The organism is Ruegeria sp. HKCCD7559 (assembly GCF_013110575.1).
Classification (GTDB): Bacteria; Pseudomonadota; Alphaproteobacteria; order Rhodobacterales; family Rhodobacteraceae; genus Ruegeria.
Window position 1 is genome coordinate 54,292 of the sequence record NZ_WVQU01000012.1, and the last position, 20,994, is coordinate 75,285.

32 protein-coding genes are annotated in these 20,994 nt (G+C 55.5%); 23 read left to right on the plus strand and 9 right to left on the minus strand.

Annotated elements, in window-relative coordinates:
• Positions 1-55: 55 nt before the first annotated feature.
• Both GS605_RS19810 and GS605_RS19815 read right to left on the minus strand, forming a co-directional pair.
• Positions 56-676, minus strand: coding sequence for a nicotinate-nucleotide adenylyltransferase (locus tag GS605_RS19810; RefSeq protein WP_171725086.1), 621 nt, complete (start codon positions 674-676; stop codon positions 56-58).
• 32 nt (positions 677-708) lie between these two features.
• Positions 709-1,179 carry an MOSC domain-containing protein gene (locus tag GS605_RS19815; RefSeq protein WP_171638071.1) on the minus strand — a complete coding sequence of 157 codons (471 nt, stop codon included), beginning with the start codon at positions 1,177-1,179 and terminating at the stop codon, positions 709-711.
• A gap of 136 nt (positions 1,180-1,315) precedes the next feature.
• Here GS605_RS19815 and ettA point away from each other — a divergent pair, with 136 nt between their 5' ends.
• The 8 genes from ettA to GS605_RS19855 all read left to right on the plus strand — a co-directional run bounded on the left by ettA (position 1,316) and on the right by GS605_RS19855 (position 7,947).
• The gene (gene ettA, locus GS605_RS19820) at positions 1,316-2,983 is read left to right on the plus strand and encodes an energy-dependent translational throttle protein EttA (RefSeq protein ID WP_171638073.1); all 1,668 of its coding nucleotides are present in this window, start codon (positions 1,316-1,318) and stop codon (positions 2,981-2,983) included.
• A 61-nt stretch (positions 2,984-3,044) separates the two neighbouring features.
• On the plus strand, positions 3,045-3,749 hold the full coding sequence (locus GS605_RS19825; RefSeq protein ID WP_171725087.1) for a hypothetical protein: 705 nt from the start codon (positions 3,045-3,047) through the stop codon (positions 3,747-3,749).
• 698 nt (positions 3,750-4,447) lie between these two features.
• Positions 4,448-5,290, plus strand: a complete 843-nt coding sequence (gene rplB / locus GS605_RS19830) for a 50S ribosomal protein L2 (RefSeq protein ID WP_170356688.1) — start codon at positions 4,448-4,450, stop codon at positions 5,288-5,290.
• 3 nt (positions 5,291-5,293) lie between these two features.
• On the plus strand, positions 5,294-5,572 hold the full coding sequence (gene rpsS, locus GS605_RS19835; RefSeq protein WP_068348022.1) for a 30S ribosomal protein S19: 279 nt from the start codon (positions 5,294-5,296) through the stop codon (positions 5,570-5,572).
• A 3-nt stretch (positions 5,573-5,575) separates the two neighbouring features.
• Positions 5,576-5,956, plus strand: a complete 381-nt coding sequence (gene rplV / locus GS605_RS19840) for a 50S ribosomal protein L22 (RefSeq protein ID WP_039538267.1) — start codon at positions 5,576-5,578, stop codon at positions 5,954-5,956.
• Complete coding sequence (rpsC, locus tag GS605_RS19845) at positions 5,956-6,666, plus strand: 30S ribosomal protein S3 (protein WP_171638079.1); 711 nt, start codon at positions 5,956-5,958, stop codon at positions 6,664-6,666. Before rplV ends, rpsC begins: the two co-directional genes overlap by 1 nt.
• Positions 6,667-6,678: 12 nt before the next feature.
• A complete protein-coding gene (gene rplP / locus GS605_RS19850) occupies positions 6,679-7,092 on the plus strand; it encodes a 50S ribosomal protein L16 (RefSeq protein ID WP_117872242.1) in 414 nt (137 codons plus the stop codon).
• A 234-nt stretch (positions 7,093-7,326) separates the two neighbouring features.
• Complete coding sequence (locus tag GS605_RS19855; RefSeq protein WP_171725088.1) at positions 7,327-7,947, plus strand: 2OG-Fe(II) oxygenase family protein; 621 nt, start codon at positions 7,327-7,329, stop codon at positions 7,945-7,947.
• A 77-nt stretch (positions 7,948-8,024) separates the two neighbouring features.
• Here the strand turns inward: GS605_RS19855 and GS605_RS19860 are convergent, their stop codons facing one another.
• Positions 8,025-8,468, minus strand: a complete 444-nt coding sequence (locus GS605_RS19860; RefSeq protein WP_171725089.1) for a GFA family protein — start codon at positions 8,466-8,468, stop codon at positions 8,025-8,027.
• A 339-nt stretch (positions 8,469-8,807) separates the two neighbouring features.
• Here GS605_RS19860 and rpmC point away from each other — a divergent pair, with 339 nt between their 5' ends.
• The 11 genes from rpmC (at position 8,808) to rpmD (ending at position 13,091) form a co-directional block, all read left to right on the plus strand.
• A complete protein-coding gene (rpmC, locus tag GS605_RS19865) occupies positions 8,808-9,014 on the plus strand; it encodes a 50S ribosomal protein L29 (protein ID WP_093965352.1) in 207 nt (68 codons plus the stop codon).
• A 4-nt stretch (positions 9,015-9,018) separates the two neighbouring features.
• Positions 9,019-9,249: a 30S ribosomal protein S17 gene (gene rpsQ, locus GS605_RS19870; RefSeq protein ID WP_171638085.1), complete on the plus strand. Its 231-nt coding sequence runs from the start codon at positions 9,019-9,021 to the stop codon at positions 9,247-9,249.
• Between the two features lie 75 nt (positions 9,250-9,324).
• On the plus strand, positions 9,325-9,693 hold the full coding sequence (rplN, locus tag GS605_RS19875; RefSeq protein ID WP_008757934.1) for a 50S ribosomal protein L14: 369 nt from the start codon (positions 9,325-9,327) through the stop codon (positions 9,691-9,693).
• Between the two features lie 2 nt (positions 9,694-9,695).
• Positions 9,696-10,007, plus strand: a complete 312-nt coding sequence (rplX, locus tag GS605_RS19880; protein ID WP_152459159.1) for a 50S ribosomal protein L24 — start codon at positions 9,696-9,698, stop codon at positions 10,005-10,007.
• On the plus strand, positions 10,000-10,560 hold the full coding sequence (gene rplE, locus GS605_RS19885) for a 50S ribosomal protein L5 (protein ID WP_171638087.1): 561 nt from the start codon (positions 10,000-10,002) through the stop codon (positions 10,558-10,560). Before rplX ends, rplE begins: the two co-directional genes overlap by 8 nt.
• A 19-nt stretch (positions 10,561-10,579) precedes the next feature.
• Positions 10,580-10,885 (plus strand): 30S ribosomal protein S14, encoded by a 306-nt coding sequence (rpsN, locus tag GS605_RS19890; RefSeq protein ID WP_010437098.1) that lies wholly within the window; start codon positions 10,580-10,582, stop codon positions 10,883-10,885.
• A 13-nt stretch (positions 10,886-10,898) separates the two neighbouring features.
• Positions 10,899-11,291 (plus strand): 30S ribosomal protein S8, encoded by a 393-nt coding sequence (rpsH, locus tag GS605_RS19895; RefSeq protein ID WP_068340741.1) that lies wholly within the window; start codon positions 10,899-10,901, stop codon positions 11,289-11,291.
• A 12-nt stretch (positions 11,292-11,303) separates the two neighbouring features.
• Positions 11,304-11,837, plus strand: a complete 534-nt coding sequence (gene rplF, locus GS605_RS19900) for a 50S ribosomal protein L6 (protein ID WP_152459161.1) — start codon at positions 11,304-11,306, stop codon at positions 11,835-11,837.
• 11 nt (positions 11,838-11,848) lie between these two features.
• On the plus strand, positions 11,849-12,208 hold the full coding sequence (gene rplR / locus GS605_RS19905; RefSeq protein WP_058283506.1) for a 50S ribosomal protein L18: 360 nt from the start codon (positions 11,849-11,851) through the stop codon (positions 12,206-12,208).
• 115 nt (positions 12,209-12,323) lie between these two features.
• Positions 12,324-12,890 (plus strand): 30S ribosomal protein S5, encoded by a 567-nt coding sequence (gene rpsE, locus GS605_RS19910; RefSeq protein WP_170328768.1) that lies wholly within the window; start codon positions 12,324-12,326, stop codon positions 12,888-12,890.
• 12 nt (positions 12,891-12,902) lie between these two features.
• Positions 12,903-13,091 carry a 50S ribosomal protein L30 gene (rpmD, locus tag GS605_RS19915; protein ID WP_050605831.1) on the plus strand — a complete coding sequence of 63 codons (189 nt, stop codon included), beginning with the start codon at positions 12,903-12,905 and terminating at the stop codon, positions 13,089-13,091.
• A 100-nt stretch (positions 13,092-13,191) separates the two neighbouring features.
• On the opposite strand, the gene GS605_RS19920 is transcribed toward rpmD, so the two are convergent.
• Positions 13,192-13,623, minus strand: coding sequence for a MarR family winged helix-turn-helix transcriptional regulator (locus GS605_RS19920; protein WP_171725090.1), 432 nt, complete (start codon positions 13,621-13,623; stop codon positions 13,192-13,194).
• A 77-nt stretch (positions 13,624-13,700) separates the two neighbouring features.
• Between GS605_RS19920 and GS605_RS19925 the strand changes: the two genes are divergently transcribed.
• From GS605_RS19925 to GS605_RS19940, 4 genes are all read left to right on the plus strand, one after another.
• The gene (locus GS605_RS19925; protein ID WP_171725091.1) at positions 13,701-14,069 is read left to right on the plus strand and encodes an antibiotic biosynthesis monooxygenase; all 369 of its coding nucleotides are present in this window, start codon (positions 13,701-13,703) and stop codon (positions 14,067-14,069) included.
• A 21-nt stretch (positions 14,070-14,090) separates the two neighbouring features.
• A complete protein-coding gene (locus GS605_RS19930) occupies positions 14,091-14,552 on the plus strand; it encodes a hypothetical protein (protein WP_171725092.1) in 462 nt (153 codons plus the stop codon).
• 165 nt (positions 14,553-14,717) lie between these two features.
• The gene (locus GS605_RS19935) at positions 14,718-14,930 is read left to right on the plus strand and encodes a DUF1127 domain-containing protein (protein WP_171638095.1); all 213 of its coding nucleotides are present in this window, start codon (positions 14,718-14,720) and stop codon (positions 14,928-14,930) included.
• Between the two features lie 1,316 nt (positions 14,931-16,246).
• Positions 16,247-17,800, plus strand: a complete 1,554-nt coding sequence (locus GS605_RS19940; RefSeq protein WP_171725093.1) for an RNA-directed DNA polymerase — start codon at positions 16,247-16,249, stop codon at positions 17,798-17,800.
• A 77-nt stretch (positions 17,801-17,877) separates the two neighbouring features.
• Here GS605_RS19940 and GS605_RS19945 read toward each other — a convergent pair whose 3' ends face one another.
• From GS605_RS19945 to GS605_RS19965, 5 genes are all read right to left on the minus strand, one after another.
• Entirely contained in the window at positions 17,878-18,174 is a 297-nt protein-coding gene (locus GS605_RS19945; protein WP_170347256.1) for a 50S ribosomal protein L23, read from the minus strand.
• Complete coding sequence (gene rplD, locus GS605_RS19950) at positions 18,171-18,788, minus strand: 50S ribosomal protein L4 (RefSeq protein ID WP_155148664.1); 618 nt, start codon at positions 18,786-18,788, stop codon at positions 18,171-18,173. The genes GS605_RS19945 and rplD overlap by 4 nt, the downstream gene beginning before the upstream one ends.
• A complete protein-coding gene (rplC, locus tag GS605_RS19955; protein ID WP_170351686.1) occupies positions 18,785-19,510 on the minus strand; it encodes a 50S ribosomal protein L3 in 726 nt (241 codons plus the stop codon). Before rplC ends, rplD begins: the two co-directional genes overlap by 4 nt.
• 18 nt (positions 19,511-19,528) lie before the next feature.
• The gene (rpsJ, locus tag GS605_RS19960) at positions 19,529-19,843 is read right to left on the minus strand and encodes a 30S ribosomal protein S10 (RefSeq protein ID WP_008756422.1); all 315 of its coding nucleotides are present in this window, start codon (positions 19,841-19,843) and stop codon (positions 19,529-19,531) included.
• A 176-nt stretch (positions 19,844-20,019) separates the two neighbouring features.
• On the minus strand, positions 20,020-20,523 hold the full coding sequence (locus GS605_RS19965) for a hypothetical protein (protein ID WP_171725094.1): 504 nt from the start codon (positions 20,521-20,523) through the stop codon (positions 20,020-20,022).
• Positions 20,524-20,994: the final 471 nt, after the last annotated feature.

Sequence of the window (20,994 nt, forward strand, 5' to 3'; positions counted from 1 at the left end):
AATCCCACAGATCAAATGCGCGCAACCACTCGCTGCGATTATGCGCCGGGCAAGGCTATTCCGGCAACACTTCCGCGCGCCATTCGCCGCGCGTCCGAATCTCAGTGGAACTGACATCAACCATCGGCACATTCACGAAACACCAGGCCGGAGCCTGCGCCCGCCCCAAAAGATGCCGCGCCTGCCCGTCGATCCTGTACTTGGCATAGACCCGTGCCGCCCTGGACATCCGGGCAGATATCCGGTCGCCGGGCCGCGCGACCACACCGACAGGGACACTGTCCATGATCCCTCGCCAGTCTTTCCAGCGGTGAAACTGCGCCAGATTGTCCGCCCCCATCAGCCACACAAATCGGACCTGTGGATACAATCGCTGCAACACTGTCAGAGTATCCGCAGTCGCGCGTGTACCTGTGAGCGCCTCGATGTCCGTCACTTCGACACGCGGATGCTGCATCACATTCCGCGCTGCCGCCATTCGCTTGTCCATGGGCGCGGGCCCGCGTTCCTTCAACGGATTGCCCGGCGATACCAGCCACCAAACCCGATCCAGCCCGAACGCCTTCTTCGCTTGAAGCGTGACATGCACATGGCCCTGATGCGGTGGATCAAACGACCCGCCGAACAGACCGACGACCTGCCCAGGTCGCGCATAGGGTATGCCGTACCGCTCCATACCCTGCTGATGTTCAGAACTGCGAGGCGTTGTCAATCAACAGGTTGCACCACATCACCCAGCCGAACCCGCCCGGGTCGCACGACTTCAGCGCACCATCCTCCGTGCCCACGCACGGAGGAATAGCCGCCTTTGCCCAGCGCTTCTTCCATCCGGCTGCACGGCGCACAAATCACGGTGAGGCGCAAAATTGCCTCGCCCACCTGCACCTCGCGCCCTTTGAGCGCCGTCAGATTGATCCCCGAAACCACCAGGTTGCGCCGCAGGATTTCAGGCGCAACCGGCCCCTGCCCCAGATACGACCCAATCGCCGCCAGATGCTCCTGCTGGATCAAAGTCACTGCTCTCTTGCCAACGCGGGCGCGGTCACTGATCAGACCGGCCTCAGTAATCACGGATTCCTCCAGTGACACCATCTCGGCCCGGCGCTCTGGTCGCGCTCCGATCCAAGTCACGCAACCGGGCTGCGCCCAACCCGCAATCAACTCGGCCAGTTCCGACATAACACCCCCATTTACAACGCACCCACACTATGCCGCCCGACCCAAAGACGAAATTCACAAAACCACCAGCTTGCCCCGCCCGTCCCGCTCGGATATCCAGCGTTTCAACCAAATTCCCCGACCCAGAGGACGCGACATGGCTGCCTATCAATATGTCTACCACATGCAGGGTGTCTCCAAGACCTATCCCGGTGGCAAGAAGTGTTTTGAAAACATCCACCTCAGCTTTCTGCCCGGCGTGAAAATCGGTGTCGTCGGCGTCAACGGCGCCGGTAAATCGACGCTGATGAAGATCATGGCCGGCCTGGACACCGACTTCACCGGCGAGGCATGGGCCGCCGAGGGGGCCAAGGTCGGCTATCTGCCGCAGGAACCGCAACTGGACGAATCCCTGACCGTTCGCGAAAACGTCATGCTGGGCGTGGCCGGGAAAAAGGCCAAGGTCGACCGCTTCAACGAGATCGCGATGGAGATCGCCGAGAACTACTCGGACGAGCTGATGGAGGAAATGACCACCCTACAGGACGCGATCGACGCGGAAAACCTGTGGGATCTGGACAGCCAGATCGATGTCTCGATGGAGGCGCTGCGCTGCCCGCCGGACGATGCCAACATCGCCAACCTCTCGGGTGGTGAGAAACGCCGCGTGGCGCTGTGCAAGCTGCTGCTGGAAGCGCCCGACATGCTGCTTCTGGACGAACCGACCAACCACCTGGACGCGGAAACCATCGCCTGGCTGCAACAGCACCTGATCGACTACAAAGGCACCATCCTGATCGTCACCCACGACCGTTATTTCCTAGATGACATCACCGGCTGGATTCTCGAATTGGACCGCGGCCGTGGCATTCCGTACGAAGGCAACTATTCCTCGTGGCTGGAGCAGAAAGCAAAACGGCTTGAGCAGGAAGCACGCGAGGACAAATCCAAGCAGAAGACGCTACAGCGCGAACTGGAATGGATGCGTCAGGGTCAAAAGGCGCGTCAGGCCAAATCCAAAGCCCGGATCAACGCCTATAACGAGCTGGCGGAACAGTCCGAGCGCGAAAAGCTGACCCGCGCTCAGATCGTCATCCCCAACGGCCCGCGCCTAGGCAGCAAGGTGATCGAGGTCAACGGGCTGGCCAAGCACATGGGCGACAAGCAACTGATCGAAAATCTCTCGTTCAGCCTGCCGCCCGGTGGCATCGTCGGCGTGATCGGCCCCAACGGCGCCGGTAAATCGACCCTGTTCAAAATGCTCACCGGCCATGAAAAGCCCGATGCCGGCACCATCGAATACGGCGACACGGTCGAGCTGTCCTATGTCGACCAGTCCCGCGACGACCTGAAAGACAACGACACAGTGTGGGAGGCGATCACCGGCGGCGCCGAGATCATCCAGCTGGGCGACGCGCAGGTCAATTCCCGCGCCTATTGCTCGTCCTTCAACTTCAAGGGCGGCGACCAGCAGAAAAAGGTCTCGCTGCTATCCGGGGGTGAGCGCAACCGTGTCCACATGGCCCGCCTGCTGAAAGAGGGCGGCAACGTCCTACTGCTCGACGAACCCACCAACGACCTCGACGTCGAAACCCTGCGCGCACTGGAAGACGCCTTGGTCGATTTCGCTGGCTGCGCCGTCGTCATCTCACACGACCGCTTCTTTCTCGATCGTATTTGCACGCATATTCTGGCGTTTGAAGGCGACGCGCATGTGGAATGGTTCGAAGGCAACTTCGAAGATTACGAAGAGGACAAAAAGCGGCGGTTGGGGCCGGATGCGCTGGAGCCCAAGCGGTTGAAGCACAAGAAGTTTGCGCGGTAGCAGCCGCAGTAATAGTATTATTTAGAGATGAGTCTGGAAAGCTAATAGTAGGTTCTCAGAGTTGGCCGAAACAGAAGGTGCAAAACAAGTTGTAAAAGATCTCGCGGATGGGTTTAGCTTGTATGCGAAGCTATCTAATCGATTGTGGCTATCCCTTGTTACAGTTCTGGCTGTTGTCGTCTTACCAGAAACGCAGCTTTCTGAGGACGGGGTGGTGATAACAAAATCACTTCCTTTCGGGCTCGGAATTGTTGAGAAAGGGCTCTTCGACGTCTTGGCATTCTTCACGATGTGCGCTTTGGCCGTTTCATATAGTTCAGCTCGGGCGAATGCGATGCTGGCATATGACTTAGCACACAAAGCGATTGATCAAATTGTCGACCCAGACACGTCGATTGTTACTCAACGGCAATTTTTTGACATTATGTCATACCCAACGCTTCTTCGCGTTGGACCTATATCTGTAATTACACGTTTGAGATTCAAAAACAGGAAATCAATCTTACTTATGAGTTCGTGGATGTACGCGATTGTCAAATACATGGGAGTGATAATAACTTATGCTATCCCATTGTATGCAATTTTTTATTCTTATTACTCAATTACCCAAAACCAAAATGTGTTGTCTTTGGTGACATGGGTCGCCCTTGGGTCAGGTTTGTTGGCGAGCCTTGCAATGGTTCAAGTAATGCTATCCGACATAGTTCTAACATTGGGGGTTTTTCGACGACTTTCAATTTCTAACGGCGGTACAAAACAAACGTAGCGACCGTAAGATGGCTGCTCGCACCCATCACCCCTTGCCCGTAGGCCGGGCTGAAGCCCGGCCTACGGGGGTGTTCTTTGTATCACGGCTCTCCGAATGCCCCGCCTGTCACACCGCCGCTCCATTCCGGATCAACCCGGCCCGCAAGAATACCGAGATAGATTGACGATTACGGTCACTCGGTAGAGTGCCTCCCCAGCCCGCTCATGAATGCGGCCGCCAAGCAGCAGCGGCTCAGCCTAAAATACATTGGGCTGATTGCAGGGGCAGCACTTTGCCAGATCGGTTTCCGCGAAACCTTCCGACCCCACACCAATAAGCCCGGTCTCTGAACCTTCCGATCGGGGTGCACTGCACCAAAGTTCACAGGAAACAATTTCAACCTTTTCTGTCAGGTCCTGTTCCCGCTCTGTGAGTTCCAGCAACAGTTCGAACATTTCTGGGTTTAGCATCCAGGCCGTAAACCACAACGCGTTTGGCAGGATGCGGTATTCAAGGCCGCAGAAGAAGTTTGATACTCTCTCTTGTCACCCGGTCCCAACACTGCTAAACGCACCCAATCTTACGGCCTCGGATTCGTTCCGGGGCCTTAGATATTTTGAACCGGGGACCTTCGGGGCCCTATACCCTTGGCACCTACGGGGGCCTCTCACATAGCGGGGAAATCCCCTGCACTTGCTAAACGGAAGACAGAAAGCATGGCACTTAAGTCGTACAAGCCGACGACGCCGGGCCAGCGCGGGCTGGTGCTGATCGACCGTTCGGAGCTTTGGAAAGGACGTCCGGTCAAGTCTCTCACAGAGGGTTTGACCAAATCGGGCGGCCGGAACAACACCGGACGGATCACTTCACGCCGCCGCGGCGGTGGCGCAAAGCGTCTCTACCGGATCGTTGACTTCAAACGGAACAAATTTGATGTCGCGGCAACCGTCGAGCGGATCGAATATGACCCGAACCGGACCGCATTCATCGCACTGGTAAAATACGAAGACGGCGAGCAGGCATACATCCTGGCTCCGCAGCGTCTGGCTGTTGGTGACAAGGTCATCGCGTCGGCAAAAGCTGACATCAAGCCGGGCAACGCAATGCCTTTCTCGGGCATGCCGATCGGTACCATTGTCCACAACATCGAGATGAAGCCTGGCAAAGGCGGTCAGATCGCACGTGCGGCCGGTACATACGCTCAGTTCGTTGGTCGCGATGGCGGCTACGCTCAGATCCGTCTGAGCTCGGGCGAGCTGCGCATGGTCCGTCAGGAATGCATGGCCACCGTTGGTGCCGTGTCCAACCCCGACAACTCGAACCAGAACCTCGGTAAAGCCGGTCGTATGCGCCACAAAGGCGTACGTCCGTCGGTTCGTGGTGTTGCAATGAACCCGATCGATCACCCGCACGGTGGTGGTGAAGGTCGTACCTCGGGTGGCCGTACACCGGTTACACCGTGGGGTAAGGACACCAAGGGTAAGCGTACCCGCAACAAGAACAAAGCGTCCCAGAAGCTGATCATCCGCTCGCGGCACGCCAAGAAGAAGGGACGTTAATCTATGTCTCGCTCTGTTTGGAAGGGTCCTTTCGTCGATGCTTATGTGCTTAAAAAAGCCGAAGCAGCGCGCGAGTCGGGCCGCAACGAAGTCATCAAGATCTGGTCGCGTCGTTCCACCATTCTGCCCCAGTTCGTGGGTCTGACCTTTGGTGTGTACAATGGCCAGAAGCATATCCCGGTAAACGTCACGGAAGACATGATTGGTCAGAAGTTCGGTGAGTACTCGCCGACCCGGACCTATTATGGTCACGCCGCAGACAAAAAAGCGAAGCGGAAGTAAGTCATGGGCAAGGAAAAGAACCCCCGCCGCGTGGCCGAAAACGAAGCAATGGCGAAAACCCGCATGCTTCGCACCAGCCCGCAGAAACTGAACCTGGTTGCGCAAATGATCCGCGGCAAGAAAGTCGAGAAGGCTCTGACCGACCTGACTTTCTCGAACAAGCGTGTCGCGCAGGACGTCAAAAAGTGCCTGCAGTCCGCAATCGCGAATGCCGAAAACAACCACAACCTGGACGTTGACGAGCTGATCGTCGCCGAAGCATGGGTTGGCAAGAACCTGGTCATGAAGCGCGGTCGCCCGCGTGCCCGTGGCCGTTTCGGCAAGATCATGAAGCCGTTCTCGGAGATCACCATCAAGGTGCGTCAAGTTGAGGAGCAAGCCTAATGGGACATAAAGTCAATCCGATCGGCATGCGCCTGCAGGTCAACCGCACCTGGGACAGCCGCTGGTACGCTGACACAAAGGATTACGGTGATCTTCTGCTGGAAGACATCAAGATCCGTGAGTTCATCCAGAAAGAGTGCAAGCAGGCCGGTGTTGCACGTGTGATCATCGAACGTCCGCACAAGAAGTGCCGCGTCACGATCCACACCGCACGTCCGGGTGTCATCATCGGCAAGAAAGGTGCAGACATCGAAGTTCTGCGCAAGAAGCTGGCCCAGATGACCGACAGCGAACTGCACCTGAACATCGTCGAAGTGCGCAAGCCCGAGCTTGACGCGCAGCTGGTTGCCGAGTCGATCGCTCAGCAGCTGGAACGTCGTGTTTCGTTCCGTCGCGCAATGAAGCGCTCGGTTCAGAACGCCATGCGCATGGGTGCCCTGGGTATCCGGGTGAACGTCGCTGGCCGTCTGGGCGGCGCCGAAATCGCACGGACCGAATGGTACCGCGAAGGCCGCGTGCCTCTGCACACCCTGCGTGCCGACATCGATTACGCACATGCCGAAGCGATGACCCCCTACGGGATCATCGGGATCAAGGTCTGGATCTTCAAAGGTGAGATCATGGAGCACGATCCGCAGGCACGTGACCGTAAAGCACAGGAACTCCAGGACGGCCCTGCACCTCGTGGTGCTGGTGGCGGTCGTCGCTAAGGAGGGAAAGATATGCTTCAACCAAAGCGTACTAAATTCCGCAAGATGCACAAAGGCCGGATCAAGGGCGAAGCCAAGGGCGGCTCTGATCTGAACTTTGGCACCTACGGTCTGAAAGCCCTGCAGCCCGAGCGCGTCACCGCACGCCAGATCGAAGCTGCACGTCGTGCCATGACCCGTCACATGAAACGTCAGGGTCGTGTCTGGATCCGTATCTTCCCCGACACTCCGGTCACTGCAAAGCCGATCGAAGTTCGTATGGGTAAAGGTAAGGGTTCGGTGGACCGCTGGGTTTGCAAGGTCAAGCCCGGTCGCGTGATGTTCGAAATCGACGGCGTCAATGACGACATCGCCCGCGAGGCCCTGCGCCTGGCCGCGATGAAGCTGCCGATCAAGACCCGCGTCGTGGTTCGCGAAGACTGGTAAGCGATCCGGGGGTTTCCCCGTTCGTGATATATTTGACCCCCGTCGGGAAACCGGCGGGGGTTATCATTTGGGGGCGCTGCCCCCGCCGCGGCAAGCCGCGACTCCCCCGGGATATTTATGGCCAGATGAAGCAGGGGATCCGGATTTCATCTGGCAAAAAATATCCCGGAGCGCGAGGCAGAGCCTCGCAAAAGAGCCATCGCAATCGCGGTGAAGCTGGGTTAAGAGGGCGCTATGGCACAGATTGAATCACTCTTCGTAACCCGTCTCTACCGCGCTGCATTGTCTGAGTTTGATCCCAGGATCGACCCGGAAGAACTGGAAAACTCGTGCCTTGTCATTGCCGCGGACGATGAGGCCGGGCAGGATTGGTGTGAGGAAAACGGCTATCCCGGTTATACCAGTTATGCCTCGCTGACTGATCTGCCATGGCGGTTCCCGATCTTTGCCGATTTGGTCAAAGTGCTGGATCAGCATGTGGCGGCCTTCGCCAAGGATCTGGAATTCGATCTGGGCGAGGGAGAGTTGAAGCTCGAGGACCTCTGGATCAATATCCTGCCCGAGGGCGGCATGCACTCCAGCCACCTGCACCCGCACAGCGTGATCTCGGGCACGACGTACGTGTCGATGCCCGAGGGGGCAAGTGCGCTGAAGCTGGAAGACCCCCGCTCGGGCCGTATGATGGCGGCCCCAACGCGGATCAAAGGTGGGCGGCGCGATTTGCAGCCCTTTATCTATATGAAGCCTCAGGTCGGCGACGTGCTGCTGTGGGAAAGCTGGCTACGCCACGAGGTGCCGATGAACATGGCCGAGGAAGAGCGGATATCGGTCAGTTTCAACTATCGGTGGGACTGAACGCTCCCACCGAATACCGGCATCTTGAATGTCAGCGAACACCGTTGGTACTTCGCTCAGAATGAGCTTACGCCTTGTCAGCTGGCAGGTGAAGGCCAAGCAAATTCTGGACGAAGCGCTTCATATACCGGTCGTCCGTCATCAGGCTTGGGGTACCCTTTGCTGTCATCATAAAACGCGTGGTAAGTCGCTGCCGGAAACTGGCTGTCATCATACCCCATCACGTTGGGTACAGCCACGCGTATGCGCTTTTGCTTGTCATCAAGCATCAGCGCGGCCCCGCACTCTGAACATGTGCAAAGCTCTAAAGGGCCATCGGGATTGTTGGCGTTGAATGGTTGACGGTTCATCTTATCTTCGGGGTCTGCTGACAGGTCTGAGTAGTTAAAGAACGCAACATGTGTTGTGTGCTGTCCGGTCACGGACTTACAGACATCACAATGGCATTCATGGTTGTCTATCGGTTCTGCCGTCGCGACTATCTTGACGTGTTCACATCCTCCTGAATAAGGACTGGTCATTTTCTTACCTCCTCTGTGAACTTCAGGCTTTTGGGCCTTCTCTATTGGGCGCCGAACGCGGCCTGTTGGCAATACAGACCTTGGCCTGAGTTTGGAGGAGGAATACTTCGAGGAACCTTTGTGGTTGGCCACCTGCTCAGCGACCGGGAGCAACTTATTCCCTTGGCGTAAAGAAGACGTCAAACTTACCCTTGCCACCCACCCCCTAAACCCTTATACGACGGCATCCTGCAAGTCCCCCGGCCGAGTCGGGGGATTCGTATGTCTATCATTCATCCACCAGGTCCAAGGTGACCCTGCAAGGGGGCCTTCTGGTGTTTTGAGCAAAGGAAAAAGGCGATGAACGCCCAAGAACTGCGTGAAAAGACCCCGGACCAGCTCCGCGAGGAACTGGCCAACCTGAAGAAAGAAAGCTTTAACCTGCGCTTTCAACAGGCAACCGGTCAGCTGGAAAATACAGCTGGTATCAAAGCGGCCCGCCGCAATGCTGCCCGCGTCAAAACCATTCTGAACGAAAAGGCCGCTGCCGCGGCATCGGAGGAGTAATCCTATGCCCAAGCGTATCCTGTCCGGAGTAGTAACCAGCGACGCCAACGAGCAGACCGTGACTGTTTCGGTTGAACGCCGTTTCAAGCACCCGCTGCTGCAAAAAACCGTTCGTAAGTCCAAGAAATACCGGGCTCATGACGAAAAGAACGCCTTCAAGGTCGGCGACACTGTACGCATCATCGAATGCGCGCCGAAATCGAAGACGAAACGTTGGGAAGTTCTGGAGGCGTAAGCCCCCAGACCTTTCCATTTGTCGAAACCCTGGGGGAATTAACAAGACCAGCCCCCACAGGTCGGGAGAAACCACATGATCCAGATGCAGACCAATCTGGATGTCGCTGACAACTCCGGCGCACGCCGAGTTCAGTGCATCAAGGTCCTGGGTGGTTCCAAGCGTAAATACGCCTCCGTCGGCGACATCATTGTCGTCTCGGTGAAGGAAGCCATCCCACGCGGCCGCGTAAAGAAAGGTGACGTCCGCAAGGCCGTCGTCGTACGCACCGCCAAGGAAGTCCGTCGCGAAGACGGCACCGCGATCCGTTTTGATCGCAACGCCGCCGTCATCCTGAACAACAACAACGAGCCAGTCGGTACCCGTATCTTTGGCCCCGTTGTTCGTGAACTGCGCGGCAAGAACTTCATGAAAATCATCTCGCTGGCTCCGGAGGTGCTGTAATCATGGCTGCTAAACTCCGCAAAGGCGACAAGGTCGTCGTGCTGGCCGGCAAGGACAAGGGCAAAGAGGGAACCATTTCCTCGGTTGACCCCAAGGCCGGTAAAGCTGTTGTCGATGGCATCAACATCGCCATCCGCCACACCCGTCAGTCGCAGAACTCGCAAGGTGGTCGCCTGCCTCAGGCAAACCCGATCGACCTGTCGAACCTGGCACTGCTGGACAAGAACGGCAAAGCAACCCGCGTTGGCTTCCGCATGGAAGGTGACAAGAAGGTGCGCTTCGCCAAGACCACAGGGGACGTGATCGATGCTTGATTCCGCAACCTACACCCCGCGTCTGAAAGCTCAGTACGTCGAAACCATCCGTGCCGCTCTGAAAGAAGAGTTCGGTTACAAGAACGACATGCAGCTGCCCAAGCTGGATAAGATCGTTCTGAACATCGGTTGTGGTGCCGAGGCCGTCAAAGACTCGAAGAAAGCAAAAGCTGCGGTCGAGGATCTGACTGCGATTGCCGGTCAAAAGGCCGTTGCAACCAAGGCGAAGAAGTCGATCGCGGGTTTCCGCGTCCGTGAAGACATGCCGCTGGGTGCGAAAGTGACCCTGCGCGGTGACCGGATGTACGAATTCCTGGATCGTCTGATCACCATCGCGCTGCCGCGCGTTCGTGACTTCCGCGGTGTAAAGCCTTCTTTCGATGGTCAGGGCAACTTTGCCATGGGCATGAAAGAGCACATCGTGTTCCCGGAAATCGATTTCGACAAGGTCGACGAGGTCTGGGGCTTGGATATCGTAATTGCCACCACAGCGAAAACCGACGCTGAAGCAAAGGCACTGTTGAAAGCGTTCAACATGCCGTTCAACGCATAAGCGCCGGGAGGATTGAGACATGGCTAAAAAAGCAATGATCGAACGCGAAAAGAAGCGCGAACGCCTGGTGGCCAAATATGCCGCAAAGCGTGCCGAGCTGAAAGAAATCGCGAATGACGAGAGCAAGCCGATGGAAGAGCGCTTCAAGGCGCGTCTGAAACTGGCGAAACTGCCGCGCAACAGCTCGGCTACCCGTCTGCACAACCGCTGTCAGCTGACAGGTCGTCCCCACGCTTACTACCGTAAGCTGAAGGTCAGCCGTATCGCGCTGCGCGAGCTGGGTTCTGCTGGTCAGATCCCCGGCATGGTGAAATCGAGCTGGTAAGGGAGACATAGATATGAATGATCCTATCGGCGATATGCTCACCCGTATCCGCAACGCGCAAATGCGCGGCAAGTCCACCGTTTCCACCCCGGCTTCCAAGCTGCGCGGTTGGGTTCTGGACGTGCTGGCGGACGAAGGCTACATCCGTGGCTATGAAAAGACGACCGGTGAAAACGGTCATCCGGCCATCGAAATCAGCCTGAAGTACTACGAAGGCACCCCTGTTATTCGCGAACTGAAGCGGGTCTCGAAGCCCGGCCGTCGCGTATACATGGGCGTCAATGACATCCCGCAGGTCCGTCAGGGACTGGGTGTGTCGATTGTCAGCACTCCGAAAGGTGTGATGTCGGACGCAAACGCTCGCTCCAACAATGTTGGCGGCGAAGTGCTCTGCACCGTCTTCTAAGGAGGTCTGTCAATGTCTCGTATTGGTAAAAAGCCGGTCGAGCTGCCCAGCGGCGTTACTGCCACTGTGTCGGGTCAGACCATCGAAGTGAAAGGTCCGAAAGGCACCCGCAGCTTTACCGCCACCGACGACGTAACGTTGTCGGTAGAAGACAACGTGGTCAAGATCGACCCCCGCGGCATGTCCAAACGTGCCCGCCAGCAGTGGGGCATGAGCCGCACCATGGTTGCCAACCTGGTAACCGGTGTGACGACCGGCTTCAAAAAAGAGCTGGAGATCCAGGGTGTTGGTTACCGGGCTCAGATGCAGGGCAACACCCTGAAGCTGAACCTGGGTTACAGCCACGATGTTGATTTCACTGCTCCGGAAGGTGTCACCATCACCGCCCCGAAGCAGACCGAGATCGTTGTGGAAGGTATCGACCAGCAGCTGGTGGGCGAAACCGCGGCGAAAATCCGCGAGTGGCGCCGCCCCGAGCCCTACAAAGGCAAAGGCATCCGCTACAAGGGCGAGTTCATCTTCCGCAAGGAAGGCAAGAAGAAGTAAGGACGAACACAATGGCAAACAGCAAAAGAACCCTGTTTCTGAAGCGCCGCCTGCGCGTTCGGAACAAACTTCGCAAGGTCAACGCGGGTCGTCCGCGTTTGTCCGTACACCGTTCGAACAAGAACATCTCTGTTCAGCTGATCGACGACGTGCGTGGCGTGACCCTGGCCTCGGCCTCGACCCTGGAAAAAGATCTGGGTGTAGTTGGCAAGAACAACGTCGAAGCGGCCACCAAAGTGGGCGCGGCCATCGCCGAGCGTGCCAAGAAGGCAGGCGTCGAAGAGGCCTATTTCGATCGTGGCGGCTTCCTGTTCCACGGCAAGGTGAAGGCTCTGGCCGACGCTGCGCGTGAAGGCGGCCTGAAGATCTAAGACTTGCGGGCAGCTTTGCGGCTGCCCCGATGATCCGGGGGCCTCGGCAACAGTCGGGGCTCACTTGGATTGAAGAAACGGCGCCGTATGCGCCACATGAGAAAAGGGATGCCAAATGGCAGAACGTGAAAACCGTCGGGGCCGTGGCCGCGACCGTGAAGAAGCACCGGAATTTGCAGATCGTCTGGTTGCGATCAACCGCGTGTCGAAAACCGTAAAAGGTGGTAAGCGCTTTGGCTTCGCCGCTCTGGTGGTTGTCGGCGATCAGAAAGGCCGCGTCGGCTTTGGCAAAGGTAAAGCGAAAGAAGTACCTGAAGCCATCCGTAAGGCGACCGAGCAAGCCAAGCGTCAGATGATCCGCGTGCAACTGCGCGAAGGTCGGACCCTGCACCACGACATCGAGGGCCGTCACGGCGCTGGTAAAGTGGTAATGCGCACCGCGCCTGAAGGTACTGGTATCATCGCCGGTGGTCCGATGCGTGCTGTGTTCGAAATGCTGGGCGTCAAGGACGTTGTGTCCAAATCGCTGGGCTCGCAGAACCCGTACAACATGATCCGCGCCACCATCAACGGCCTGCAGAAAGAGCAGAGCCCGCGTTCGGTTGCCGCACGTCGTGGTAAAAAAGTTGCCGACATCCTGCCCAAGCGGGACGAAGCACCGGCTGCTGAAGCCGAAGCGTAAGGAGAGCGACCCATGGCAAAAACCATCGTCGTCAAGCAGATCGGTTCTCCGATCCGCCGCCCCGCCGAACAGCGCGCAACCCTGATCGGCCTGGGCCTGAACAAGATGCACAAAACCCGTGAGCTGGAAGATACCCCTTCGGTCCGCGGCATGATCCGCAAGATCCCGCATCTGGTAGAGATCGTCGAAGAGCGCGGCTAATCCCGCAGCTTCGAAGACTTAGAAACGCCTCCGACCTCGGTCGGGGGTGTTTTTGTTTAATGGCTTGCCTGCCGGTGCCGTAAACTGATCCTCTTTCAATTCACCTTGAGCGCATGCCGCCTATGACTCGACGCATGTAGTTCATGAATTGTGTGCGCTCAGGGTCATTCAAGACCTGTAATGCATCGGCATTCACGTTCTGAGCTGCCTCGTAGGCGCTGTTGCGAAGTGCTGCGGCCTTCTCGGTCAACCAAATCAATTGAGCCCTAGCGTCAGCAGGGTTCTTCGTTCTTTTGATCAAGCCATCACGTTCCATACGGTTGAGCGTGTTGGCCAATGTCGCCTGTTCGACGTCAATTTTGGTCAGCAGATCCTTTTGCGTCACACCGTCTTTGAGCCAGAGTTCCAGCAAGATTGGGAATTGTCCGACGACGATGCCAAAGGGCGCAATGCGTTGCTGCAACTCCTTTGCGAACAATCGTGCCATGTGATTAACCAGATACCCGGCCGAGTTTTCTTTTTCGAAGTCCATGTCCTAGATTTACACTTGAATAGCATGCTATGCAATTTTATATAGCTTGCTATATTTCAGAATCGAAGGGAATCGAAATGGCTCGTATCAAAGAGTTGGACACGATCGTCACGCTGGCAGATCAGATGCAGACCGAGGAAGGACCGGTGGTGCTGATCAACCTGTTTACGGTGGACGCCGAAGACGAAAAGGCGCTGCTTCGGGCATGGGCGCATGATGTGGATTTCATGAAATCGCAACCGGGATATATCTCGACCCAGCTCCATCAGGGTATCGCGGGCAGTTCGACCTTTGTGAACTACGCGATCTGGCGGAACGTGCAAAGCTTTCGCGACGCATTCACTCATCCCGAGTTCCAGCGTCGGATCGCGGACTATCCAGCAAACGCAGTGGCCAGGCCACATCTTCTTCGCAAGCTCGCAGTCGAAAACCACTGCGTCGCCTGACCCTCATTTGGGAGTAGCAACATGTTAAGAACCATCCACCCCATCGCCGGAGTAGTAGGCTTTCTTACGATCCTCGTATTCTGGACATCCACTTTGTACAGTGAGTTATTTGCAAACCATGCGACCATCGCGGCAGTAAAGTCCATGATCGTCAGCGGGCTCTTTGTTCTGGTGCCTGCAATGGTGATTGTCGGTGCATCCGGGGCGACACTTGGGCGTCGTCGAAAAGATGCCCCTACGCTCACCAAAAAGAAACGGATGCCGATCATTGCTATGAACGGTCTCATCGTCCTTGTTCCAGCCGCCGTCTACCTGAGCGCAAAGGCAAACGCGGGCTCGTTTGATACCAGCTTCTATATTGTACAGATCATCGAACTGATTGCCGGGGCGACCAATCTGACACTGATGGGGCTGAGCATACGTGATGGTCGGGCGATGGCCGCCCGCAATAAAACGCGCGAAAGAAATGAAAGCGGCGTGTGATTGACGTGGCCCACGACATGTATAGCCATTCAACAGATGCATATCGGCTAGACCAAAATCTGCGTTGTTAGCGATAGCAAACGCTCCTATCTCTGCCTTGTCCAATGAAGGAACTCAAAAGGAAACGTCAGGGAATACGCCCTGATACGAGAAAGGAATACAGAGATGACAACTGCAACACTGACCCATACCGGCTTCAACTTCGGCACCCGGATCGCTGACATGGTCACACGGATCAAAACAGCCCGTGCACGTGCTGCTGAGTATCAGCGCACCTATACCGAGTTGCAGCGCCTGACCAACCGCGAACTGGATGACATCGGCATCCGCCGCTGCGACATTGCAGATATTGCGCACAAGCATGTTTACTGCTCGTGATCGCGGATATCCCAGTGCAAGACACAAAGGCGCCGCACGGCGCCTTTTCTGTTTCCGGGAGAAGCCCGCAGAACGGCCACAGAGCACCTGAGCGCCCCCTCATTCTGCCGAAGTACGCTGCCCCTACTGTGTGACGCTAATATCGGGTCCATGCCCCCTGCTGGATGTCGGGGGCTATGGCACCATCTCACAGCTCGTGGCTCGACCGAACATGGCAAGGCCGCAATATGCGTGTGCGCTCTGCTGACGCGCCGGAGGCCACCAGACCCTATGGTCGCCTGCGGCAGCTGCTGGCGCATGACGCGGGCCGAAACGTCTTGAAACACACGGTGTCCGGATTGGCATTTCACACTTGAACAGGTTGATCGGGTGGTTTGTCATCTGCACCTTTATCTTCTGCAACGCGCAGTCCTGGTCGCAGTGATCCTGAACCGACGGGCCACGTGCGTTAAGCTGAGCAGGCAATGCCCTTGCGGACGATTCTCGATGTAACGGGCAGCTCAAAAGGGGACGTGGCCGGTGCATGAAACCTGGAGATACGCAGGCGCAGATCTGCCGTTGCGTGTTCCAACAACGTGCCAGACGTCTGGGCGACCCGGACGAATCGGTCTTTCAGACCGCATGGCGACCCATCGTCAAAGAAACCGTATCCACATCGGCACGGTCCTATTTAAGGCCATCGGAAACGGACAACGGCCCCATCTTTTTATCGGCAACCTGAAAACGGGCTCGGCGCTGACACCGCGCATTTGTTTCCAACGCCAGACGGCGCAGAATTTCGGGGCTGAAATGAAATCGGCGCCGACGGGTGAAGCCGCCGGTGCCGTGATCAGCCGCTCATGTTGGGTCAAAACCGGTGCTCAGAACGATTTCTTTGCTCTTTTTCAGCACTGCATCTGACGTCCAGCCGTCTTTGCGGCGATCAAAAATATCGCGCTTATACGACTTGAGTGCCATGCTTTCTGTCTTCCGTTTAGCAAGTGCAGGGAGTTTCCCTGCTATGTGAGAGGCCCCCGTAGGTGCCAAGGGTATAGGGCCCCGAAGGTCCCCGGTTCAAAATATCTAAGGCCCCGGAACGAATCCGAGGCCGCAAGATTGGGTGCGGTTAGCAGGGTTGGGGGTGTCTATAGGGGCATTGAAATTTCGAGCAACGCCCAAAAAACGCGATTTTCTCTTCATGCAAAGTCTAACTGCGTCAAAATCGGCATTGTTTAAATCTCAGTTTGCAAATGTGTCACATTCTCTCAATTTGAGACTGATAAGTTGCGCAGCAATTTTGCTTGAGACTACATGCAAGCCAGCTTGGAGTTGTGTTCATGAAGTTAGATGCAAGTATTTTTGAGTGTTCGATAGATCACATCATCCAGTTTGGTGACACCGACATCTTTCCTTTTCCGTTCGAACTAAAATTTCTTGAGCAAAACAAAGGTAAAGTCGTTGAGGAACTGTCAAAACTGGAACTGAGTGGCTACCACCCCATGAGCTTAGTCGAAGCTTTGGTCCCCAAGTCCAAGTTTGGCTTTCGCGTTGCGCATCAGCCCTTCCCAATTGATACTGTGATTTACACCGCTTTAGTCCTTAAGGTGTTTGACTCGGTCGAAGCAGGACGTGATCCATTCGATAACAACCGAGCATTTTCTTATCGAAAGACGCCTGGTTTAGATCCAGTTTTTTTCCGATCAGACAGGAGCTACAGGCATTGGTTAGGCCATATTCGGGTTCAAGTGTTTCGGCATGGCCATAGCCACGTTATTAGAACTGATATTTCCGACTACTATTCAAGGATTTACCGGCACCGCCTAGAAAACATATTGGATAGCCTGTCAGGCGAGACCAAAATCGTTAAGAAAATTGAACACTTCATCGCTGATTGGAGAAGTAACCAATCGTTCGGCCTACCGGTCGGAAGTAACGCTTCAAGACTGTTGGCTGAAGCTGCCCTAAACGATACCGATATGGGTTTGATTTCTGAAGGATACGATTTCACCCGTTATGTCGATGACATGCTCATTTTCATTAAGGAAGGCCAAGATCCTTACGCAGCACTTGGGTACTTGGCTAAGCACCTAAATGAAAACGAAGGACTAGCCCTCAACAATCAGAAGACAAAGATTCTTAGCTGGGATGAGTTTATTGCCTCTAGTGGCGCTCCGGATGCAGGGGATGACGAAGCAAAGGAAGAGTTCGCCACAGAAAAACTGTTTTGGGCGGCCTATGGACAGGACGAGCTAGATCAAGAAGCTCTAGATGCGCTTATGCTCAAAGACCTCAGGCAAGAGCTGGAAGAGCTACTTGATGAACCGTATTGGGATATGGGACAGATACGCATCGTGTTACATGCGATGCGTCTCGTCAAAAACACCGACGTTGCACAATACATAAGAGAGAACCTTTCAAAGTTGGTCCCGTTTGCTAAAGACGTTTGCCTTCTTATCGAGGAATTCATCAAATCGGATATCGCTGGCTTTGACGATATGGGTGCAGAGATTACTGAGCTTCTACTTTCGCCGAGAATGCAACCGCTAGAGTGCGCGCGCGTTTGGTTTCTTGAACTTGGTGTTCGCCAGCTAGTTTCGTTTGACAACGCACAAATACGTCGACTGGACGCTTTGTCTGGCACACTAGATGTCAGACAACTCCATTTGATCCGCTGGCGGTCAAACGACCTGAACTTCTTTCGTTCACGAAAAACACGAGTCCACGAAATTCAATCATGGGCGCAACCAAGCTTTATTTTCGGTGCTCGCTGCCTGCCTAGGGATGAATATCAGCATTGGATTAGGGGTATTAAGAGTCGTTTGCAATTTCCCCTATGCAAAGAGTTCGCTGACTGGTGCGTATGTACGCACGGAACAGACCCGCTCGCATAACACTGCGAATGCGGATAGCCCAACAAAAAACCCCCGCTTTCGCGGGGGCCTTTATCTCTCTCCAAAGACGTATCCGATCAGAGACCGGTAGTCACGTCGATGGTGTTACCCTCTTCCAGGGTCACATAGGCCTTCTTGACGTCTTTCCGACGGCCCAGCTGGCCGCGGAACCGCTTGACCTTGCCCTTGGTCACGGTGGTGTTCACAGCTTTGACCTTCACACCAAACAGCGCCTCAACGGCCTCTTTGATCTGCGGCTTGTTGCTGTCGATCGCCACTTCAAAGACAACCGCGCCGTTTTCGGACGCCATGGTCGACTTTTCGGTGATGATCGGCTTGCGGATCACGTCGTAGTGTTCTGCCTTCGCGCTCATTTCAGACGAGCCTCCAGTGCTTCGACAGCCGCTTTGGTGAGCACCAGGGTGTCACGCTTGAGGATGTCATAAACGTTTGCACCCATCGACGGCAGGATATCCAGACCTTCGATGTTGCGCGACGCCTTCAGGAAACCTTCGTTCACGGTCGCGCCGTCGATGACCAGAGCGCGTTTCCAGCCCAGGTTTGCAACCTGTTTGGCCAGAGCGGCGGTCTTGCCTTCGGCTTCGGCGTTTTCGATCACAACCAGTTCACCTGCTTTGGCTTTGGCCGACAGAGCGTGGCGCAGGCCAAGCTTGCGGAACTTTTTCGGCAGGTCGTGGCCGTGCGAACGAGGGGTCGGGCCCTTGTAGATACCACCCTTGCGGAAGATCGGCGCGTTACGGTCACCATGGCGTGCGCCACCGGTGCCCTTCTGGCGATAGATCTTCTTGGTCGAGTAGCTGGTTTCCGAGCGGGTCTTTACCTTGTGGGTGCCAGCCTGCGCGTTGTTGCGCTGCCAACGGACCACACGGTGCAGGATGTCCGCACGCGGCTCGAGACCGAACAGATCGGCGTTCAGCTCGATGTCGCCGGCTTTGCCGCCGTCCAGTTTGATTACATCAAGTTTCATGCTTCACCACCTTCCGCGGGAGCTTCTTCCGCAGGTGCTTCGGTTGCAGCCGATTTTACAGCAGCCGGGAAAGGCAGGCCTTCCGGTGCTTTCTTCTTCACGGCGTCCTTGACAGTGACCCAGCCCGATTTCGGTCCGGGAACGGCGCCTTTGATGAAGACCAGACCACGGTCGGCGTCGGTTTTGACGACTTCCAGGTTCTGGGTGGTAACACGGGCAGCACCCATGTGACCGGCCATCTTCTTGCCTTTGAAAACCTTGCCCGGGTCCTGACACTGACCGGTCGAACCGTGCGAACGGTGGCTGATCGAAACACCGTGCGAGGCGCGCAGACCACCGAAGTTGTGCCGCTTCATCGCACCGGCAAAGCCTTTACCGATCGAAGTACCCGAAACGTCAACTTTTTGACCTTCCAGGAAGTGTTCTGCCGAAATCTCGGCACCCACTTCGATCAGGCCATCTTCAGAGACGCGGAACTCGGCCAGCTTACGCTTGGGCTCAACCTTTGCAGCGGCGTAGTGACCGCGCATGGCTTTCGAGGTGCGTTTTGCCTTGGCAGCACCGGCGCCCAGCTGAACGGCGGTGTAGCCGTCTTTGTCAGCGGTACGCTGTGCAACAACCTGCAGGTTGTCCAGGTGAAGAACGGTCACAGGGATCTGCTTGCCGTCTTCCATGAACAGGCGGGTCATGCCGACTTTTTTTGCGATAATACCAGAGCGCATAATCTATACCCTCCGATCTTACGACTGCAACTTGATCTCGACGTCCACACCAGCAGCGAGATCGAGCTTCATCAGCGCGTCAACGGTCTGGGGGGTCGGATCAACGATGTCGAGAAGACGCTTGTGCGTGCGGATCTCGAACTGGTCGCGGGATTTCTTGTCAACGTGAGGGCCACGGAGAACCGTGAACTTCTCAATCTTGTTCGGCAGCGGGATCGGGCCGCGCACGTTCGCGCCGGTCCGCTTGGCAGTGTTGACGATCTCTTGCGTGCTGGCATCCAGAACGCGATAGTCAAATGCCTTCAGCCGAATACGGATGTTTTGGCTTTGCATATTAACAGCCTTTTATTCAGGCGTTGGAGTTGAGAGGAGGACAGACGCGCATCGCCAACCCTCATCGAACCCAAAAGGCGGGAATCACCCCGCCTTGACGTTCTTGTTGAGAACTCGCGCGTAATAGTGGGGTTGGTGGGGTTTGGCAAGGGGGAAATGGAACGCTCACCTGCTTATCAGAGCATAGCAGCGGCCTCATCTGGTGAGCATATCTTCAAGTGCTCAAATCCGAGCTTTCCTGAGAGCTTTTTGTCGAAGTTCTTGTCACTTGTAACGAATACATCTCGCTTGTGGTGTTCATGCGCCCAGATCATTTGTCTATCACACCAAGCATTGCGCCATTTCTTACGATACTTGTTCAACATATCATCAGAACATGGAGACACCCTTTCAATGTACTCCGACGACTTGAAATCGATATTTGCGAACAGTGCATTGTGAAACTGTCGCTCCCTTTCAAGCATATCTGCACCAACAATTAGCGCGTGGTCAAAATAGCTTATGTCAAAGTACGCCATGCCCAAAATGTGCGGTATATCGTTGAAGCCTAACCTACCCAACCTCTCCTCAAACTCTCTATATGAATTCAAGTAGGAGTCGCCCTCTTGTTTTTCCGAGGCACTAACGGCGACAAAAGCTGCTTCACAACGCCGTATTCTATGGGCTGTAACTATTGCCAATACCGAAAGACTACCGGCTCGGCACAAATCCAAAATCGATCCACGAGTGGTGTCACGGCATACCTAAGGATTCTCTCGGACAGAAACAAAAAAAAGCCAAAGTAATATAATTGCTCCAAACGGGTTGATAAAAAGAGCTGCCACTTGCCAAAGCAGTCGATCTTGCCCCCGCCTCTCTGCCATATCACCAACCAACGCAAACAATTGCCAGATTAGCCAGAGAATGAGAGCAAGGAATAGGAGAGCGAATATTGCTTCCATCGTGTAACTTTTGTCTGCTCATTCGTACCAATGTTTTTGACATTTGAATTTTCATCATGCAACTCATCCGATACTTATATCTAACTACAATTTAGTTGACGCGTGCACGAGTTCGTTCAGATTTGTGGATCTAAAGTAACCTCATCTCAGACCGGAAAACAAAAAAAGGCCGCCCCGGTGTGGAGCGGCCTTCTTTGGTTCGACGGTGTG

Bases quoted from the DNA above. Each gene is read 5' to 3' on its own strand.
- GS605_RS19925 (WP_171725091.1), top strand. From the start codon at position 13,701: ATGGCTCGTATCAAAGAGTTGGACACGATCGTCACGCTGGCAGATCAG.
- rplE (WP_171638087.1), top strand. From the start codon at position 10,000: ATGCTTGATTCCGCAACCTACACCCCGCGTCTGAAAGCTCAGTACGTC.
- GS605_RS19930 (WP_171725092.1), top strand. From the start codon at position 14,091: ATGTTAAGAACCATCCACCCCATCGCCGGAGTAGTAGGCTTTCTTACG.
- rplN (WP_008757934.1), top strand. From the start codon at position 9,325: ATGATCCAGATGCAGACCAATCTGGATGTCGCTGACAACTCCGGCGCA.
- rpsN (WP_010437098.1), top strand. From the start codon at position 10,580: ATGGCTAAAAAAGCAATGATCGAACGCGAAAAGAAGCGCGAACGCCTG.
- ettA (WP_171638073.1), top strand. From the start codon at position 1,316: ATGGCTGCCTATCAATATGTCTACCACATGCAGGGTGTCTCCAAGACC.
- GS605_RS19945 (WP_170347256.1), bottom strand. From the start codon at position 18,174: ATGAGCGCGAAGGCAGAACACTACGACGTGATCCGCAAGCCGATCATC.
- rpmC (WP_093965352.1), top strand. From the start codon at position 8,808: ATGAACGCCCAAGAACTGCGTGAAAAGACCCCGGACCAGCTCCGCGAG.
- GS605_RS19920 (WP_171725090.1), bottom strand. From the start codon at position 13,623: ATGGACTTCGAAAAAGAAAACTCGGCCGGGTATCTGGTTAATCACATG.
- rplB (WP_170356688.1), top strand. From the start codon at position 4,448: ATGGCACTTAAGTCGTACAAGCCGACGACGCCGGGCCAGCGCGGGCTG.
- GS605_RS19810 (WP_171725086.1), bottom strand. From the start codon at position 676: ATGGAGCGGTACGGCATACCCTATGCGCGACCTGGGCAGGTCGTCGGT.
- GS605_RS19940 (WP_171725093.1), top strand. From the start codon at position 16,247: ATGAAGTTAGATGCAAGTATTTTTGAGTGTTCGATAGATCACATCATC.
- GS605_RS19935 (WP_171638095.1), top strand. From the start codon at position 14,718: ATGACAACTGCAACACTGACCCATACCGGCTTCAACTTCGGCACCCGG.
- rplV (WP_039538267.1), top strand. From the start codon at position 5,576: ATGGGCAAGGAAAAGAACCCCCGCCGCGTGGCCGAAAACGAAGCAATG.
- rplX (WP_152459159.1), top strand. From the start codon at position 9,696: ATGGCTGCTAAACTCCGCAAAGGCGACAAGGTCGTCGTGCTGGCCGGC.
- rplC (WP_170351686.1), bottom strand. From the start codon at position 19,510: ATGCGCTCTGGTATTATCGCAAAAAAAGTCGGCATGACCCGCCTGTTC.
- rpmD (WP_050605831.1), top strand. From the start codon at position 12,903: ATGGCAAAAACCATCGTCGTCAAGCAGATCGGTTCTCCGATCCGCCGC.
- rpsJ (WP_008756422.1), bottom strand. From the start codon at position 19,843: ATGCAAAGCCAAAACATCCGTATTCGGCTGAAGGCATTTGACTATCGC.
- GS605_RS19855 (WP_171725088.1), top strand. From the start codon at position 7,327: ATGGCACAGATTGAATCACTCTTCGTAACCCGTCTCTACCGCGCTGCA.
- rplP (WP_117872242.1), top strand. From the start codon at position 6,679: ATGCTTCAACCAAAGCGTACTAAATTCCGCAAGATGCACAAAGGCCGG.
- rplR (WP_058283506.1), top strand. From the start codon at position 11,849: ATGGCAAACAGCAAAAGAACCCTGTTTCTGAAGCGCCGCCTGCGCGTT.
- rpsS (WP_068348022.1), top strand. From the start codon at position 5,294: ATGTCTCGCTCTGTTTGGAAGGGTCCTTTCGTCGATGCTTATGTGCTT.
- rpsC (WP_171638079.1), top strand. From the start codon at position 5,956: ATGGGACATAAAGTCAATCCGATCGGCATGCGCCTGCAGGTCAACCGC.
- rpsH (WP_068340741.1), top strand. From the start codon at position 10,899: ATGAATGATCCTATCGGCGATATGCTCACCCGTATCCGCAACGCGCAA.
- rplF (WP_152459161.1), top strand. From the start codon at position 11,304: ATGTCTCGTATTGGTAAAAAGCCGGTCGAGCTGCCCAGCGGCGTTACT.
- GS605_RS19815 (WP_171638071.1), bottom strand. From the start codon at position 1,179: ATGTCGGAACTGGCCGAGTTGATTGCGGGTTGGGCGCAGCCCGGTTGC.
- GS605_RS19860 (WP_171725089.1), bottom strand. From the start codon at position 8,468: ATGACCAGTCCTTATTCAGGAGGATGTGAACACGTCAAGATAGTCGCG.
- rplD (WP_155148664.1), bottom strand. From the start codon at position 18,788: ATGAAACTTGATGTAATCAAACTGGACGGCGGCAAAGCCGGCGACATC.
- rpsQ (WP_171638085.1), top strand. From the start codon at position 9,019: ATGCCCAAGCGTATCCTGTCCGGAGTAGTAACCAGCGACGCCAACGAG.
- rpsE (WP_170328768.1), top strand. From the start codon at position 12,324: ATGGCAGAACGTGAAAACCGTCGGGGCCGTGGCCGCGACCGTGAAGAA.